The following is an 18,565-nucleotide window of genomic DNA, read 5'->3' on the forward strand; positions in this document are numbered from 1 at the left end:
GACGCGGGGTGGAGCAGCCTGGTAGCTCGTCGGGCTCATAACCCGAAGGTCGTCGGTTCAAATCCGGCCCCCGCAACCAACACATTAAACACCTTAACGGGTGTTTTTTTGTATCTGCGGTCCGTAAAAAAAGCGCTTTTCAGCGCTTTTTTGTTATCCCCTTCTCGCCAGCGTCGCCCCATCGGCAAAGTAGGCTTTAATCCCCGCCAGAATCGACTCTGCAACTTCCTGCTGGAAGGTCGCCGTTTTGAGTTTGCGCTCTTCCTCAACGTTACTGATAAACGCTGTTTCTACCAGAATGGACGGAATATCCGGCGCTTTTAGCACCGCAAACCCGGCTTGTTCAACCTGATTCTTATGCAGATTGTTGATTTTACCAAGCTTATTCAATACCGCTTTACCAAACTTCAGGCTGTCGGCGATGGTCAGCGACTGCACCATATCGAACATGGTATGGTCGACGTAGCGGTCGCCACTCTTGCTGACGCCACCGATGAGATCCGAGGCGTTCTGGGTCTGCGCCAGATATTTCGCTGCGGTACTGGTCGCGCCTTTGGTCGAGAGCGCAAACACCGACGAACCGCTGGGCTGTCGACTGGTAAAGGCATCGGCGTGAATCGAGACAAACAGGTCTGCGCGCTGCTTCTGCGCTTTCGCCACGCGGACTTTAAGCGGAATGAAGATATCTTCATTTCGCGTCATAAAGACCTTCATGTTGCCCTCTTTCTCTATGAGAGCTCGCAGGCGGCGGGCAATCTGCAGTACCACATCTTTTTCACGCGTCTTGTATTTCCCCACCGCACCGGAGTCTTCCCCGCCGTGGCCCGGATCCAGCATAATAACAATGGGGCGATCGCGTCCCGCTTTGCCCGGCTGTGGGCCACTCTGCGCAGGCGGTACCTGTTTATCCAGATCGCCCCTGTTGTAATCTTCCAGCAATGCCAGCAGCGGATCCTGAACATCCTGGGCATTTGCGGGATAGAGATCCATCACCAGACGTTCTTTAAAGCCCGCCACCGGTGCCAGGGCAAAAAGTTGCGGCTTCACATTCTGTTTCAGCTCGAACACCATTCGCACGGTCTGTGGATCAAACTGGCCAACGCGCGCCGACTTAATATACGGATCGTCAGGACGAATCTGCGCTCCCATGCCCTTGAGCACCGAGTTCAGATTAACGTCTTCAATATCCACAACCACACGCTCAGGATTACTCAGGGCAAACTGTTTGTATTTCAGCAGACGGTTAGATTCTACCGTGACGCGGGTATAGCTGGACGCAGGCCAGATACGTACGGCAACGACCTGACTCGCAGCAGCCAGACCAACCTGGCTGACGCTTAAAAGCCACATAGCACCCGCACCTTGCAGTAAACGGCGGCGACTGATTGCTGAGTTGGATCCCGACATGCTTCTCCCGAGCAAAAGAAATCTGTATTGAGGTAATACGTAAAACGTCCGAATTGACCGGAAACTTTAGCGAATGACGCATAATCTGTCATCTATAAAAGGGTAAACATTCTTTTTATATTCACGGTATTACTGATAAAAATCTTCGGCATGGGTAAAAATTACGCTTGCGCACAGAACAAAAACAGAATAAAAATACACAAATTACGAATAATCATGCAATGAGGGTGTACCGTGGTGAAGGAGCGTAGAACCGAACTGGTACAGGGATTCCGCCATTCTGTTCCCTATATCAATACCCATCGGGGAAAAACGTTTGTCATTATGCTGGGCGGCGAAGCCATCGAGCATGAAAACTTTTCCAGTATCGTCAATGACATTGGTCTTCTTCATAGCCTCGGCATCCGCCTGGTCGTGGTCTATGGCGCACGACCGCAGATTGATGCCAATCTCGCGGCGCATCATCATGAACCGGTGTACCACAAAAACACACGCGTCACCGATGCGAAAACCCTGGAGCTGGTCAAACAGGCTGCGGGGCTACTTCAGCTTGATATTACCGCCCGCCTGTCGATGAGCCTGAATAATACGCCGTTGCAAGGGGCACATATCAATGTGGTCAGCGGTAATTTTATTATCTCGCAACCGTTGGGTGTGGATGACGGCGTCGATTACTGCCATAGCGGGCGTATTCGTCGTATTGATGAAGAGGCGATTCACCGCCAGTTAGACAGCGGCGCGATTGTGCTGATGGGACCGGTCGCCGTTTCCGTCACCGGTGAGAGCTTTAACCTGACGTCAGAAGAGGTCGCCACGCAGTTGGCTATCAAACTGAAGGCGGAGAAGATGATCGGCTTTTGCTCCTCTCAGGGCGTCACCAACGATGATGGCGATATTATTTCCGAGCTGTTTCCCAACGAAGCCCAGGCTCGCGTTGAATTGCAGGAAGAGAAAGGTGATTACAGCTCCGGCACGGTGCGCTTCCTACGCGGCGCAGTGAAAGCCTGTCGCAGTGGCGTACGCCGTTGCCATCTGATCAGCTATCAGGAAGATGGCGCATTACTGCAGGAACTGTTCTCCCGCGACGGGATCGGGACGCAGATCGTAATGGAAAGCGCCGAGCAGATCCGCCGCGCCACCATTAACGATATCGGTGGGATTCTGGAGCTGATCCGCCCACTGGAGCAGCAAGGCATTCTGGTCCGCCGCTCCCGCGAACAGCTGGAAATGGAGATCGACAAATTCACCATTATTCAGCGCGATAATCTGACCATCGCCTGTGCCGCTCTGTACCCTTTTCCGGAGGAGAAGATTGGCGAAATGGCGTGCGTGGCAGTGCATCCGGACTACCGTAGCTCATCACGCGGCGAAGTTTTGCTGGAGCGGATTGCTGTGCAGGCCAGACAAATGGGACTCAGCAAGCTGTTCGTGCTGACGACGCGCAGCATTCACTGGTTCCAGGAGCGCGGCTTCACGCCGGTGGATATCGACCTGCTGCCGGAAAGCAAAAAAGAGATGTACAACTATCAGCGGCGGTCAAAAGTGCTGATGGCGGATTTGGGATAGCGATCGTTGCCGGATACGGCCTACAATTCGCTGGCACATCTTTGGTATGCAGATCGTAGGCCTGATCAGACGCGATAGCGTCGCCATCAGGCACACAGCCGGATGGCGCTGACGCTTATCCGGCCTACATCATGCCATCATTAAACAACGCCGACAGCCCGCTTCGGCGTTCGGTTCGGGTGGCAATGGCGCTACTCAATATCCGTTCATCGGCATACAACGACAAACGACGGCGGGCACGGGTGACGGCGGTATAGACCAGCTCACGGGTCACCACGGGTGAGTGCTGGCTGGGCAAAATCAACGCCGCATGGTCAAACTCAGATCCCTGCGATTTATGAACGGTCATTGCCCAGGTGGTTTCATGTTCTGGCAAGCGACTGGGCTGGACCGATTTGATAGAACCGTCCGGCAGCGCAAACCACACTCTCAGGCCCTGCCCACGATCGAGGGCAATGCCAATATCACCGTTAAATAATCCCAACGAACTGTCATTGCGCGCGATCATCACTGGCCTTCCCTCATACCAGCGGCTATGCGTCGAACGGTGAATTTTGCGTTTTTGCGCCATCACCTGCTCAATGCGTTCATTCAATCCCCCCACGCCAAACGGACCTTCCCGCAGGGCGCACAATAGCTGATACTCATTGAAGGCATGAATGACAGCATCCGGCTCGGCGCGCTCGCGCAGTAAATCAAGATAGTGCCCATAACCCGCCAGCGCTTCCTCCAGCATCGCGGCGTAATCTTCGCTGCTGTGCAGGGCGCGTTTTTCGATGTCGCTAAATCCCTGCTGGAAGACCGTTTTTATCGCGGCTTTGTCACCACGATTAATCGCCGCAGCCAACTGGCCGATTCCGGAATCGCTACCGAAGCGGTAGCTCTTTTGCAGCAGGCATAAACTGTCACGTAAAGACGCGGCCTGAGTTCCGGTTCCCGCTGGAATGGGACTACCGGTCAGTCGACTGAGTTGTTTGGCACGTTCCGGAGTAAAGCCATCACCGACGAAAGCACAGATATCCCCCAGCACCGCCCCCGCTTCAACGGAAGCGAGCTGGTCGCGATCGCCAAGAAAAATCACCCGCCCGTGTGGCGGCAGCGCATCGATAAGGCGCGACATCATCGGCAAATCGATCATCGAGGCTTCATCCACTACCAGCACGTCCAGATGCAGCGGGTTTCCTGCATGATGTCGCAGGCGTTGGCTTCCAGGCTGAGCGCCCAATAAGCGGTGCAACGTACTGGCATCATCGGGAATGCGCTTCTTTTGCTCATCGGTCAGCGGCAGTTCTCGCAGCGCCGCGCCCAACGAGGCGGTCAGACGTGCAGCCGCTTTTCCCGTGGGTGCCGCCAGACGAATACGACAGCGTTCACCGTCCGCCATCTGAATCAACGCCGCCAGAAGCCTCGCCACCGTTGTCGTTTTTCCGGTCCCCGGCCCGCCGGAGATCACCGATATACGGCGGGTCAGCGCTACGGCAGCAGCCACTTTTTGCCAGTTCACGCCCTCCGATGGTGGGAAAAGCGCTTCCAGCGTGCGGATCAACCGTGGCTCGTCCACCTCAATGGCGTAGTTAACTTCACCGAAAAAACGGGCCACCGTGCGTTCGTTATGCCACATCCGGTTCAGATACAAGCGATCGCCGTACAGCACCAGCGGCGTAGGCTGCTCGCCACGGCTTACCGCCCCGGAGGCCAGCAGACACTCCGCCCAGTCTTCGGGCTCTCCCGCTTCAGCGAGCCAGGCGTTCAACAGCGGATGAGCATCTTCGCGTAAAGATAACCGGGAAAGCGGTAAGCAAACGTGCCCCTCGCCCGCCTCACGGCTAAGCAGAGCCGCCGCCAGCGTAACGGCAGGGTTGTCGTTTCCGGCAACCGCCAGCGCGAACTGGGCATCCAGAGGCCGGAGCTGCTTTTGCTCAACGGCTTCCAGTAATCGTTTCTGGATTGTCATGACATATCCTCCAGCGGCACTCCGGCAAACAACTCGTCCATCAACGCGATCAATTCCCCATCGGGTCGGGTGGCGTAAATTCCCTGCTGCGGATTGTCACTGTCAACGCCACGCAGGAAAAGATAGATAACGCCGCCAAAATGGCGTTCATAATCGTAACCAGCAATGCGATGGCGCAAGTAGCGATGCAGCGCCAGGGTATAAAGTTGATACTGCAGGTCATAGCGATGCGCCTGCATGGCAGAGGCCATTGCCTGCTGGGTATACGCAGAACTGTCTTCACCCAGCCAGTTTGACTTGTAGTCGAGCAGGTAATAACGCCCCTGGTGGCGGAATACCAGGTCAATAAACCCTTTCAGCATGCCGCGCACCTGCATAAAGTCCAGCGCAGGGCATCCTGCCGAGAGTGGATCGTATTGGCGGATCAACGCATCAAGTTGGCTGGCCATCAACGGCTGCGAAATCGGCAGATAAAATTCCATCTCCACCTGTTTTTCACGCGCGGAAAGCTGACTCAAACTCACGCCGGTCTCATTGAGAGGCACCTGCAAAATGGCATCCAGCCATGCGGTTAAAACCGGCGTCCAGTGCGCGTCATAACCGCCCAACGCCAGTTTTTCTTCGACCCAATGCGGTTCTACCGGTTGGGTGAAGTCGAGATCTTCAAACAAGCTATGCAAGAATGTACCCGGCGAAGCGCCGCGCGGGAACTGATGCGGCGTGAGTCCTGACTCTTCAATAACCTCACCGACGCCTGCGGCATCGATATCCAGTCGCGGGATCAGATCCTGCGCAATACCATGTCCACGCTGTTGCAGGCCGGAATAGCTGGTCACGCGCCAGCTGTCGCCGGGCGTACGCTGCAGTATTTTCGCGCTCAGTTCACCGCTGACGTTCTGCGCAACCTGCCAGGGTTCGCCGTCAGGCTGCGCAGGCGTCTGGCAGGCAATATCATCGCAGCACAGCGCTTCAATCGCGCCACGCAGACCCGCGGCATCCATCGGCTCGCCTTTTTGCAACAGGCGGCCAAGGGCGCTCTGATGCACATCGGTATCCCCTTTTTTATCGCCCCGACGGCGCACCAACGGCGCCACGCCAAGGCTGCAGTGCCATACCGAACGGGTCAGCGCGACATAGAGCAAGCGCAAATCTTCTGCCAGACGTTCCGCTTCGGCCAGCTCAACGCTCTCCGCGGCATCGCTGAGATCCAGCACCGCTTCAAAGGAGCTGCGATCGTGGTAGAACGCCTGATCCTGGACGCGGAAATTAGTGATAAACGGCAGCCAGACCAGTGGATATTCCAGCCCTTTCGATTTATGAATAGTGACGATTTTGACCAGATGCTTATCACTTTCCAGCCTGAGCTGCTGACTGGAGGCATTGCTGTCGGGTTCAAGAATATGCTGAGATAGCCAGCGCACCAGCGCATGCTCGCTTTCCAGTTGCGATCCCGCTTCCTGGAGCAGTTCGCTGATATGTAAAATGTCAGTCAGGCGGCGTTCACCCCCCGCCGTCGCCAGCAGGTTTTCCGCAATCTGGCGGGCAGCCATCAGCGCGCGCAGCATCGGCATCACGCCGCGTTTATGCCAGATCTGACGATAACCATCGAACTCCTCGACCACCGCATCCCAGGCATTTTCGTCGTTATTTAACGCTTCAAGATCCTGCGCATTCAGCCCCATCATTGAAGTCGCCAGCGCGCTACGCAGCGTGTTCTCACGCTCCGGCGTCATCACTGCCTGCAGAACCCACAGCAGCTCCTGTGCTTCGAGCGTTTCAAACACGCTGTCACGGTTGGAGAGATAAACAGAGGGAATGGCCAGTTGCGTCAGCGCATCGCGGACCAGCGCCGCCTCCTGGCGGCTACGAACCAGTACGCTGATATCCGAGGCGCGTACCGGCCTGGACGCTTTACCGCTGACCAGTTGCGCAGCGCCAGAATGCCCGGCCTTAAGCCAGTCGCGAATTTGCGTGGCGCACACCTGCGCCATGTAGTTCTGATAGTCGCCCACGCCACAGCTGTCCCCTTCCATCAGCCACATACTCATGGCAGGCTGCGTTTCACCGTGTATAACAAACCGTAGCGACTGATTTTTCTCTGCGGATCTCACCGGGCTAAAAGGAATTTCGCGGAACATAAAGGCGTCGTTCATCTGGCTGAAAATCGTATTCACGCCATTGACCATGCCAGGAGCCGAACGCCAGTTAGTATCAAGCGTATAGTGCGCGCTGACTTCGCTACGCGCCTTCATGTAGGTAAAAATATCCGCGCCGCGAAAGGCGTAAATAGCTTGTTTAGGATCGCCTATCAACAACAACGCTGTATCCGGTTGATGCTGCCAGATACGGCGGAAAATACGGTATTGCTGCGGGTCGGTATCCTGGAATTCATCAATCATTGCCACCGGGAAACGGGTACGAATAGCCGCCGCCAGCGCATCGCCGCTTTCGCTACGCAGCGCCGCGTCCAGGCGGCTGAGCATATCGTCAAAACCAAGCTCACCACGTCGGCGTTTTTCCTGTGCGACCGCCTCGCGGATTTCCGACAATGCCCGGGTGATCACCAGATCGCGGATTGTCAGCGGTTCACTCAGCAGTTCATCAATCGCGACAAACAGCGGATGTTGAGGGGTTACACCACCCGCTTTGGTGCGGTCTTCCAGAAAACGCTGAGAGAATTTCTCCAGCGCATCAGGAAGCTGGTAGCTTCGGGTTTCTTCCTGCGCCCACGCGCTGATCTTTTCGATCCACTTCCCCTGATTACCACGATTAAATTTACGTCTGTCGATCCCGGAGGCTTCCAGTAGACCGTCCAGCTCAGCGACGGAATCACGCCATTGCTGCTTAATCTGGTCGATACACGCCAGAATTTTTTCGTGCCGGGCTGCCAGCGTTTCATCAGCTGGCGGTGGGGCTTTAATCACCGGGGATTCACCCTGCAGGTAGCGATCAATATCCCTTAGCAGCGCCTGTGGACCTTTCCACGTTTCAAAAACAACCTGAGCAATGTCGCGAGACAGCGGGTAACAATGTCGACGCCAGAAATCTGCGCAGGCCTGATAGCGCAACAGCGACTCATCCTCAATCAGCTGCTGTTCAAACAACATGCCTGACTCAAAGGCGTTGAGGCTGAGCATACGCTGACAAAAACCATGAATGGTAAACACCGCGGCTTCATCCATCTGCCTTTCAGCCAATAGCAGCCACTGGGCGGCCTGCTTTTTATCGGCAATTTCATCTAACAGATGAGCGTATAGCGGGTTGTCGGTGGTTTCACGCAGGCAGGCAATGCGCAGTTCATGGATGTTGCTACGAATACGACCGCGCAGCTCTTCAGTAGCCGCCTCGGTGAAGGTGACCACTAACAGTTCTTCGACGGTCAGCGGACGGGGAAAGGCGGCAGAGCCGCCCAGCCCAAGCAGTAAACGTAAATACAGGGCGGCGATGGTAAAGGTTTTACCGGTGCCCGCAGAGGCTTCAATCAGGCGCTCGCCCGTCAGGGGCAAGCGCAGTGGATCAAGGGACTCAGCGGCATCATTCATTCTTATCACTCATCAGGGGTAAGGTTTGCTGCAACGCGCTGACGGTCTGCCACACTTTCCAGCCTTCCGGGTGCACATATTCTGCTTTCCCGTTCTGACTGCCGGAAACCTGTGACAGTATCGCCATGCCTTGCGGCTCAACCACCGCCTGATGGAAGAAGTCGGCAAGCTTTTGCGGCGTCAGCAGTTTAATCTGAGCCACGATTTTATCACGTGAATCGAAGCGCATATTGCCGCGATCGAAATCTTTGCTTAGCTGAGAGGCTTCGGCCCCCAAAGTTTGCGGCGCCTGCAGCATTTGCGCGATGATCGCTTGCTGAATTTGTGCGAACTCATCAGCTTTCATCGCCCGCAGCTTCGCTTCCGCCGTCGGGAAAAACGCTTTATAACGTTCCCAGAGATAGGACGGTTGCTTGTCGCTGCTTTGCAACAGGAAGCCCATTCCCCACTGACGGCCAACGCTCATTGGGAAAGCAAAGACGGCATAACCTAATTGCTCTTCAGTACGCAGTTGATTGTAGAACCACGGTTGAACAATCTGTCCTAGCATTGCGCTGTAAGCCGAGCTGGTGTACTCGTCATAGCCGGTAGGTACAAATACCGCCGCCAGCGCTGAATCCGTACTGCTGCCCGCTTTTTCAAAGATGGCAGACTGCTTCTTGTCTACCACAACATCTTTGTTTCGGCACCACTGTGAGCCGTTCGCACCAAGCTGCTTCTGGATATCCCGAGCCATGGTTTTCGCCTGAGTTTCACTCATATTGCCGACCACCAGGAATTCGGGACGCGCACCGGCTTTTAAGGTGTCACGGTAGGTCATCACTTCTTTCAACGTAATAGATGGCAACATCTCACGCCGTTCATCACGTGAGAAGTACGGTACCTGAGACAGCATCTGAACCGGCATAATCGCCTGATCGTAGGCTTTGCCTTTCTCCGCAGAGTCCATCATCTGGGCGTACCAGGATTTCGCCTGTTCCAGCTGTTCATCTGTTGAGGTGTAACTGAAATAACCGCTCAGCAGCGCCTGAAAAAGCTGTGGCAAACGTTGGGTGTAGCCGTTGGCATTGAGCATCAGGCCGTTATTAGCGTTAGTAGAAAAACCAATCCCCCCCACTGCGGCCTGGTTACTTAACTGGTCGAGTGCAATACCCGCCAGATAATCGTTCAGGGCGAATAAGACCTGGTTTCTGGCACTGTCCATCGCTTTCGGGTTACGCAGTATCACGCTGACATCAACCTTTGGCTCGCTGGCAAAATATTGACTCGGGGCATACACCACGCGTAAATCAGGCTCATCAACGATCAGTTCCGGATGAGCATATTTTTTATCCGTCTTAATCAGCGTGAAATCATCTGGAATATACGGGTTCAGCTCCGGTAACGACAGAGCAATGCCCTGCGCTTTTTGCTGCCAGTCGGCGAATGTTTTCTCGCTGATTTTATCTACCTGATAAGGCGCATTGACAAAATAAGCGGTTTTATTGTGTGGCTCTTTCTCACTGATATACCAGATGCGCGCATTCTGCGGTGTCATCATCGCTAACCGTTGCTCAACGGCCTTCGCATCGTATTGATCGGCAATATTCACGGCATCCAGAGTATGCTCGACGGGAACGCGAATCATGGTATCAGCCAGCCATTCCACGTAGTCCATATCACGAGTGATGGAAGGATAACGGAAATCGAGATCCAGCACGTGCGCCAGTTCGTCAAAATAGCGTTTATCGACACCTTTCTCTCGTAACAGATTGAGATAGCTAAAGATTGCAGCAACAACTTCATCACGGTTAGCCAGACCTTTGTCGGTCAACGTCGCGGAAATGGCTAACACGCCGCTATTCCCATTAACCACCGGATCGGAGTCCGCACGAATACCTTCAACCAGCCCCTGCTTTTGCAACCAGTCAGACAATGTGCCCGGACTACGATTGCCAATCAGGTAAGTCACCAGCTCATCGGTTTTACTGCGGAACTGCGCGCTATTGTTATCAATACGAAACTCGACGCGCAGCACTTTACGCGGCATTGCCGGAACATAGTGGATAATGACGCCCTTTTGCGCGTCAGTGACTACCGGTACAGTAATTTCAGGCTTGTCGATATTTCTGTTCGGCACGCGTCCAAACGTGTCAGCCGCTATCCGCGCCAGCTCTGGCAATGGTTTATTGCTATAAATCACCGCCTTCATCAGGTTCGCGGAGTAATACTTTTCATGAAATTTTTGTAAAGCCTGCACCACCGGATTGCCCGGTTTATCGCTTAATGTCTCGAGATTTCCGCCGGAGAAACGCGAACCAGGGTGCGCCGGGTTGATAGTCTCAGCGCTCACCTGCGCCATACGCATCCCGTCCCGGGTACGCGCCAGCGTCAGCTCGGAGTTAACCGCGTTACGCTCGCGATCGGCATATTTTTTATCCAGCAACGGATCGGCAATTGCATCCGCCAGACGATCTACCGCCCCGACCAGCGCGTCATTTTCGACTTCAAGATAGAAAGCGGTGCGGTAAGGCGCGGTGCTGGCATTATGGCTGCCGCCGTGCATTTTCAGGAACTCGGCCAGGCTGTCCGGCAGTGGGTATTTTTTCGACCCCATCAGACACATATGTTCAAGGTAATGTGCCAGCCCCTGATGATCGTCCGGATCTTCCAGCGAGCCGACAGGCACCACCAGTGCAGAGAGGGATTTCACAGCCTGAGGATCGGATACCAACAACACGACCATGCCATTATCAAGGCGCACGGCCTGATACTGGCGGGTATCTTTATCGCTTTTACGGATGGTTTCAGCTAAAGGCTGCCAACCGGTATCTGCCTGACTTACGGGCGCCCAAAAGGCGACGAACAACAGTAATGCGCTGAACCAGGTGCTGCGGGGCATTCACAAACCTCATCATTAACGTATTCACCTGTTCACTGCAAACAACGCATTTAGCGTGGTCTGAACAGGGCAAGACACTGTGCTGAACGCGTCAGCCTCTTCTCTTTGTAAGAATCAGTCCGTGACAGAAAGCGCATCATAGTGGAAGCCATCAAGTTGCGCAATTTTTATACAATCATCACGACTGATTAAATCGAAAAATCGGTAACAGATAACGCTGAGACTGTAAAACAATGGTCTCCAGAGTTTCAGCATCCAGTTGACGCCAAAGACGCTGATACCAGATGTCATCACCTTCACCGCGTACCATCATATTGCCTTCATAGGCCTGCAAAAACTTACTGCGCGCTTTTTGCAACGTTGCGTCGTCATCTAACATGGCATCATTTACGGCGTCATAACAGGTTTTTATCCACGCCCCACCACTTTCCGGTAATACCAGTAACGGCGATGACATGCCTTCCCGATATCCCTCAATAAGTTGCGACAGATACTGTAACGCCTGTTCGGCCTCCAGTGGAGGGAAACGCCACTCGCCGTCTTTGCGTAAGAACAACCGGCTTTCTCCCGTGCCGCCACTGGCACAATAGACAAGATGTTCCAGCCAAAGTTGCACGCCCTGCGCAATGCTGATCAAAGATGGGCGCCAGCGCAACAATCCGTCTTCCTGTACCTGCGGGAGCCAACCCGTAATTTGTACGCCATTACAGGTCAGGTCAATTTCCATGCTTTGGCTGGGCTGACGACAGGCAATAATGCGCTCAGCCAGCGACTGCATCTCCTGGTGTTGTGTATCCCAGAGAATTTCACCAAATGCACCATAGGGAAGCGACCCCGCAGCGCGGAAGCGGCGGAACAAACGTTCAGCATCGTGTTCTTCGACCAGCGTGTTAAGCAACTGCTGATTAAGCTGATAACGGCTGAGCCCTTCAAGGATAAAGGGTTCAGTTTCCGGGATCTCGCTCTCTTCTGAGCGGAAATTTACCCTCAGGCGCATCTGGAAAAACGCCCGCACCGGATGAGCCCAAAAGCGTTGCAGCGTTTCCAGCGTCAGGGTTTCAGGCATTGTAAAGGGGAGCGGCTGGACAAAATCCGTGTGCGCTTTGCCTGACAGGTTTGCCGCTGGCAACCACTCGCGCGCATAACTTTGCTGCTCACCTGGCAGATAGTTTTGTGCATCAAAGGGCATCCGGGTATGTAAACGGGTAATGTACGCTTTTACTTTCGCTTCACTTTGATCGCTAGTGAGGAATTCATCGCCCGGCAAATAGTGGCTTTGCCCAATGTAATCCATAAGTTCCTGCACCAGCACCGACGGGAAGCGTTCACTGTTATCCTGGATTGAGCGGCCGATATAGCTGATATAGAGCGTTTGCTGCGCTGAGATCAATGCTTCAAGGAACAGATAGCGGTCATCATCACGGCGGCTTCGGTCACCACGCCTCGGTTTTTGGCTCATCAGATCAAAGCCCAGCGGCGCAAGCTGGCGCGGATAAACACCATCGTTCATCCCAAGCAGACACACCACCTTGAACGGAATGGAGCGCATCGGCATCAGCGTACAGATATTGACAGGCCCTGCCAGGAAACGCTGGCTGATTCGTTCCTGATCGAGTCGCTGTGCCAGCTCATCACGCAACAACGAAAGCGGAATGGCACCGTCATACTCGGCTCCCAAACCTTCGCCAATAATGGCCTGCCACTGCTGTTCAATCAGCGTCATCGCCGCTTCGGTATCCGCGTCCGGCAGGAAGAAATCATTAAGCATGTCCCGGCAAACGGGTAGCCACGCCTCCAACGGACGCTCTACTGCCAGCTCCCGGCGCCAGAGATTAAGCTGCATTAGCAGCGAGGCCAAATGCCCGACTAACTCGGCAATCAAACCGCTGGACTCATCATAGGGCAATACCGACTGCCACTCACCCTGTGCGCTTTCCATCGCATAGCCCAGCAGCATACGTGTTAAACCAAATTGCCAAGTATGCTGGCCAGTTGGAGGAAGCGCGAGTTCGCGCACGTTGTCGTCGTCAATGCCCCAGCGAATTCCAGACTCATTGACCCACAAACGAAGATAGCGCAACCCTTCTTCATTGATGTTGAAACGCGCAGCCAGCACAGGCACATCCAGTAATGCCAGCACATCCTCCGAGATAAAGCGGCTGTCCGGTAGCGAAAGCAGGCTAATAAAGGCCTGTAAGACGGGATGAGACTGACGCGCCCGGCGATCGGAAATAGCATACGGCAGGTAACGATCGGCCGGTGCGCTGCCAAAGACCGACTGAATGAATGGGCTGTAGCTGTCGATATCCGCCACCATCACGATGATGTCGCGCGGCGTCAGCGTTGGGTCCGCCTCCAGCATTGCCAGCAGGCGGTCATGGAGTACTTCCACTTCGCGTTGTGGGCTATGACAGACATGGAACGTCACACTGGTGTCGTTCAGATCCAGCCTTCGTTTATTGTCGCTTCGGGAATACTCCTCCAGCGTAACACCCGCCACCGCATGGTTTTCGAGCTCCAGAATATCCGCTTGAATATTATGCAAAAGGTTATCAGGGGTGATATCGACAAACGCATCCAGCTCCTGGCTGTTTTCCAGTTCCGAAAGCAGATATATGTAGTCGCGTCCTAGTTTTCCCCATGAGGCCAACATCGGATTCCCTACATCCTGCTCACCATCGCTGTTAAACAGTCCTTCAGCATTCTGACTATCGCGAAACAGCGGTAAATGTCGTTCTTCAAAGCTATGCCGACGCTGACGCGCCAACAGTTTAGCCAGATAAGCGGGGTCTTTAATATCCCCCCAGTAGTAACGACAGGGATTGGTAAAAAGCAGATGAATATCAATGTGTTTACCCAGCGCTTGTAATGCCTGCAGATACACGGGCGGTAGCGCGGAGATACCACAAATAAAGACGCGCGAGGGCAGACCTTGTGGGCAGTCAGACGTACTTTCCAGGGTCTGAATAAACCGCTGATATAAATTGGCACGATGCCAGCGTGGCTGTCCCAGTTCAGCCGTATATTCCACCAGTGCTTTCCACAATGGCGCTTGCCAGGCCTGAGCGTCTTCTAACCCCTCCACCTGCTGTCCCGCCTCCCACTGCGTCAGCCATTCTGGGCGGTAGACTAAATACTGGTCGAACAGATCCGCGGCGCGTGATGAAAGCTGAAACAGCTTACGTTTGTCTGTGTCGTCGGTGAGATAGTGGCGTAGCAGTGCGAAATCATCGTTATCCAGCAATTGGGGTAGCAGCGTCATCAGCTTCCAGCTCATGCTCTGTTTGCTGAATGCGCTCTCTTTTGGGATATCCGGCAATACGCGCACAAACATATCCCAGATAAAACTCGCTGGCAGCGGGAAATCAATGTTAGCGGCAATACCAAACTTCTGTGCCAGAGTCATTTGCAACCACTGCGCCATACCGGTGCTTTGAACCAGGATCATCTCGGGTTCAAAGGGGTCGTCCAGCCGCTCGCGCTCAACGATATATTCCATCAACGCTTCCAGCACATCCAGACGATTGGAGTGGTAGACCCTTAACATAGCGACTCCTGACTACTGACGATTTGGGCAGTGCAGTCGTGTCATCTGACCCTGCCTGCCCAGAGGGGAAGTAATTTTAACATTGATGCTGACACATCCCGCTACCGTTGTCTGCATTCGGTTAATTTGCCAGTTCAAAGGTGGTGAATACATACGCAACTGTGTTTGCTGCCAGGCGTGATGCCACAATTGTTGGTACTGGCTTCTGACTAAAAAGCTCTTCATCAGCGCCCGCTGATATCCCGAAAGCGCGGTCACGATCATAATCATCAGCACCATTGCCAGCATCACTTCCGGCAAGCTAAAACCACGCTGTCTGTTCAGGGTATCAGACATAGCTCCAGCACCTTTAACGGGCAGAAATCGCTCCAGCCATGCGCTGAGAATTCGATAGTACCCTCGATAATCATCCCCTGACGCCATAGTGATATACCTTCATATTGCGCAATAAGCAGCACAAGATCGTCGTCGAGCACACGCAGGCAGACCGTCGCCCCCTGCGTGGAATAGCGTCGACACTGCGTTGCCATCTGCAAGCTCCAGGGCTGCATACGTGCCCATTCCATGGCGGATTGCACCACTGCCTGATGTTGTAGCGACTGGCTTTCCGTTGCCACCCGCGACGCAAAACTCGCCTCCTGTCGGCTCACGCCTTGCAGCAACAGACTGCCGAGTACCAGGAGTAAAAGCACCATTGCAAGCGATGAAACACCTCTCTCACGGTTCACAGGTTGAATCCTGTGACGTCATAGAATGCCTCAATGACCTTTTGAGGCTCGGCGTTGCTTCTCCCGCGCAGGTGCAACGAAAGCACAGGCGCAAATCCGCTGATATTCAGGCGCTCCACCTGAAATACCTCAATCTGAATAGAATCCGGATCGGTCATTTTATCCCAACCTTTTCCCACGCAGGTTGTTGCGCCACGCAAGGTTTCCAGCACCTTATCTTGAACACGAAACCCAACGACATCAGCCTCCTTCGCCGGAATATCGTCCCAGACACCGTTGCTGTTGGCATCCCAGCGTACAATCACACAGTCTCCCGCGGCTGATATCATCAGCCCTTCTCCGATACAGTTTCCCCGACAATAGCCAGCCCGCTGGAGATGCTTCGCCACGGTATAGATCCGCTGCCAGAGCTCATCTTCAAGCACCAGCTGACGAGTGTTATGCAAAATCTCTCGCTGCAGCGCAGGTAAAAATCGCGCAGCGCTGAGGAGTAAAATACTGCTTATCACCATAGCGATAAGCACCTCAAGCAGTGAAAAGCCACGTTCACTTACCGACATTGATCCGCCTCACTGCGTTCGCAAAGCCTGATTCGTCCCCAACCAGACACCACCACACGCCATTCACCTGCAGCATTCTTCAGGTAGATATGCCCGGCCCATGCGGTATTACGTAAGCCAAAAAAAGCCAGTGACGGTGTTATCTCTACCATCTCGACATCAGCCCAGAGCGGCGTAAAAATCAACGGTGAAACCGGCTGACACGAAGTTTGTGACGTCGCTGAGCTTGCCAGACACCATGTTCCTCCTTCGCGGAGCACGTTGATGACGTGATCACGATTACGCCAGTTAGCATCTTCGCGCAATTGCAGCAGGTAATCCCGCACCTGGCTGGCTGTTTGCCATAACCGCTGCTGTTGTTGCCAGCGCTGCCAACCGTATAACCCCGATGCGCCAAGCGCCGCGACAATCAGCATTGCAATCAGGGTTTCGAGAAGCGTGTAGCCTTGTTGTTTTTTCATGTCGCCAGTATGGCGTGAGAGAAATTAATAACGAGGGGGAAATTCAGCTTCTTCGGCAAGCTACGGAGAATATTTAGCGCATTGCATCACGTTGCAAAATTTCAGGAATCAACGCCGCAGAATGGAATGTAAGGCAAAAAAAAACCGACGCGTAAGGCGCCGGTTGTGACAGGATTAGTCTCGATCAAATAGCGACCGGTGCTTTAATGCCTGGGTGCGGATCGTAACCCTCAATTTCGAAGTCGTCGAAACGATAGTCGAAAATTGAATCTGGTTTACGCTTGATAACCAGCTTCGGCAGCGCGCGTGGCTCGCGGCTAAGCTGCAGATGTGTTTGATCCATATGGTTGCTGTACAGGTGCGTGTCACCGCCTGTCCAGACAAAATCACCGACTTCAAGATCGCACTGCTGCGCCATCATGTGAACCAGTAAGGCGTAGCTGGCGATGTTGAACGGCAGACCGAGGAATACATCGCATGAACGCTGATACAGTTGACAAGAGAGTTTGCCATCCGCCACGTAGAACTGGAAGAACGCATGACACGGCGCCAACGCCATCTTATCCAGTTCGCCTACGTTCCACGCGGAAACGATAATACGACGAGAATCCGGGTCGTTTTTCAACTGGTTCAGCACTGTCGTGATCTGGTCAATATGGCGGCCATCCGGTGTTGGCCATGCACGCCACTGTTTGCCGTAAACCGGACCTAAATTACCGTTCTCGTCAGCCCATTCATCCCAGATTGAGACATTGTTTTCATGCAGGTAGGCAACGTTGGTGTCGCCCTGCAAAAACCACAACAGCTCATGGATGATCGAGCGTAAATGGCAGCGTTTAGTCGTAACCAGCGGAAACCCTTCCTGCAGATTAAAACGCATCTGATGACCAAAAATGGAAAGCGTTCCGGTTCCGGTGCGGTCGTTTTTCTGTGTGCCTTCATCCAGCACTTTTTGCATCAGTTCTAAATACTGTTTCATGGTTCCTCAGGAAACGTGTTGCTGCGGGCTGCGACGGTACGCCCAGACCATCATAATAATACCTGCGACAATCATCGGGATAGACAGGATCTGTCCCATGCTGATGTACTGGACCCATGTGCCGGTAAACTGCGCATCCGGCTGGCGGAAGAATTCGACGATAATACGAAACGCGCCATAGCCAATCAGGAACAGACCGGAAACCGAGCCCATCGGACGAGGTTTGCGAATGTACAGGTTAAGAATGATAAACAGCACAACCCCTTCCAGCGCCATCTCATAAAGCTGTGAGGCGTGGCGCGGCAACGAGCCATAGGTATCAAAAATAGACTGCCATTGCGGATTAGTTTGCAGCAATAAAATATCTTCAGTGCGGGAGCCAGGGAACAACATGGCATACTTGAAGTTCGGGTCGACGCGCCCCCACAGTTCACCGTTAATAAAGTTACCCAGGCGGCCTGCGCCCAAACCAAACGGAATCAGTGGAGCAATAAAATCAGAGACCTGGAAGAATGTACGCTTGGTGCGTTTGGCGAAGATAATCATCACCAGAATCACCCCAATAAGCCCGCCATGGAAGGACATGCCCCCATCCCAGACGCGGAACAGATATAGCGGGTTATCAAGGAACAGCGGGAAGTTATAGAACAGCACGTAGCCAATACGCCCGCCGAGGAAGACCCCGAGGAAGCCTGCATAAAGTAAGTTTTCGACTTCGTTTTTGGTCCAGCCACTGCCCGGGCGATTAGCCCGGCGCGTCGCCAGCCACATCGCGAAAATAAACCCCACCAGGTACATCATGCCGTACCAGTGAAGCGCGACGGGTCCAATTGAGAAAATGACCGGATCGAAATCCGGAAAATGCAGATAGCTACTGGTCATCTGTCACCACAAGTTCTTGTTATTTCGCTGAAGTCAGACAGCAATTGATAAGCGCGCC

12 protein-coding genes and 1 tRNA gene are annotated in these 18,565 nt (G+C 53.8%); 2 read left to right on the forward strand and 11 right to left on the reverse strand.

Annotation, left to right across the window (positions count from 1 at the left end; genetic code table 11):
• Window positions 1-2 precede the first annotated feature (2 nt).
• A tRNA-Met gene (locus OGX91_RS16690) sits at window positions 3-79 on the forward strand.
• A gap of 74 nt (window positions 80-153) precedes the next feature.
• Here OGX91_RS16690 and amiC read toward each other — a convergent pair.
• The gene (gene amiC / locus OGX91_RS16695) at window positions 154-1,407 is read right to left on the reverse strand and encodes an N-acetylmuramoyl-L-alanine amidase AmiC (RefSeq protein ID WP_149692195.1); all 1,254 of its coding nucleotides are present in this window, start codon (window positions 1,405-1,407) and stop codon (window positions 154-156) included.
• A gap of 234 nt (window positions 1,408-1,641) precedes the next feature.
• On the opposite strand from amiC, the gene argA reads away from it, so the two are divergent.
• Window positions 1,642-2,973 carry an amino-acid N-acetyltransferase gene (gene argA / locus OGX91_RS16700; RefSeq protein WP_040232180.1) on the forward strand — a complete coding sequence of 444 codons (1,332 nt, stop codon included), beginning with the start codon at window positions 1,642-1,644 and terminating at the stop codon, window positions 2,971-2,973.
• A gap of 124 nt (window positions 2,974-3,097) precedes the next feature.
• Here the strand turns inward: argA and recD are convergent, their stop codons facing one another.
• From recD to lgt, 10 genes are all read right to left on the reverse strand, one after another.
• Window positions 3,098-4,927 carry an exodeoxyribonuclease V subunit alpha gene (gene recD, locus OGX91_RS16705; protein WP_149692194.1) on the reverse strand — a complete coding sequence of 610 codons (1,830 nt, stop codon included), beginning with the start codon at window positions 4,925-4,927 and terminating at the stop codon, window positions 3,098-3,100.
• Complete coding sequence (gene recB, locus OGX91_RS16710; protein ID WP_286626915.1) at window positions 4,924-8,469, reverse strand: exodeoxyribonuclease V subunit beta; 3,546 nt, start codon at window positions 8,467-8,469, stop codon at window positions 4,924-4,926. Before recB ends, recD begins: the two co-directional genes overlap by 4 nt.
• Window positions 8,462-11,350, reverse strand: coding sequence for a pitrilysin (gene ptrA / locus OGX91_RS16715; protein ID WP_286626917.1), 2,889 nt, complete (start codon window positions 11,348-11,350; stop codon window positions 8,462-8,464). The genes recB and ptrA overlap by 8 nt, the downstream gene beginning before the upstream one ends.
• Window positions 11,351-11,528: 178 nt before the next feature.
• Window positions 11,529-14,897 (reverse strand): exodeoxyribonuclease V subunit gamma, encoded by a 3,369-nt coding sequence (recC, locus tag OGX91_RS16720; protein WP_286626918.1) that lies wholly within the window; start codon window positions 14,895-14,897, stop codon window positions 11,529-11,531.
• Window positions 14,898-14,909: 12 nt separating this feature from the next.
• Window positions 14,910-15,233, reverse strand: coding sequence for a prepilin-type N-terminal cleavage/methylation domain-containing protein (locus tag OGX91_RS16725; protein ID WP_005123424.1), 324 nt, complete (start codon window positions 15,231-15,233; stop codon window positions 14,910-14,912).
• Window positions 15,218-15,625, reverse strand: a complete 408-nt coding sequence (locus OGX91_RS16730) for a DUF2509 family protein (RefSeq protein WP_005123423.1) — start codon at window positions 15,623-15,625, stop codon at window positions 15,218-15,220. Before OGX91_RS16730 ends, OGX91_RS16725 begins: the two co-directional genes overlap by 16 nt.
• Complete coding sequence (locus OGX91_RS16735) at window positions 15,622-16,185, reverse strand: prepilin peptidase-dependent protein (RefSeq protein WP_040232171.1); 564 nt, start codon at window positions 16,183-16,185, stop codon at window positions 15,622-15,624. The genes OGX91_RS16730 and OGX91_RS16735 overlap by 4 nt, the downstream gene beginning before the upstream one ends.
• Window positions 16,176-16,646 (reverse strand): prepilin peptidase-dependent protein, encoded by a 471-nt coding sequence (locus tag OGX91_RS16740; RefSeq protein WP_040232170.1) that lies wholly within the window; start codon window positions 16,644-16,646, stop codon window positions 16,176-16,178. The genes OGX91_RS16735 and OGX91_RS16740 overlap by 10 nt, the downstream gene beginning before the upstream one ends.
• A 184-nt stretch (window positions 16,647-16,830) precedes the next feature.
• On the reverse strand, window positions 16,831-17,625 hold the full coding sequence (thyA, locus tag OGX91_RS16745; protein ID WP_005123418.1) for a thymidylate synthase: 795 nt from the start codon (window positions 17,623-17,625) through the stop codon (window positions 16,831-16,833).
• A 6-nt stretch (window positions 17,626-17,631) separates the two neighbouring features.
• Window positions 17,632-18,507, reverse strand: a complete 876-nt coding sequence (lgt, locus tag OGX91_RS16750) for a prolipoprotein diacylglyceryl transferase (RefSeq protein WP_005123417.1) — start codon at window positions 18,505-18,507, stop codon at window positions 17,632-17,634.
• Between the last annotated feature and the right edge of the window lie 58 nt (window positions 18,508-18,565).

The organism is Citrobacter sp. Cpa228 (assembly GCF_030333085.1).
Lineage (GTDB): Bacteria > Pseudomonadota > Gammaproteobacteria > Enterobacterales > Enterobacteriaceae > Citrobacter > Citrobacter pasteurii.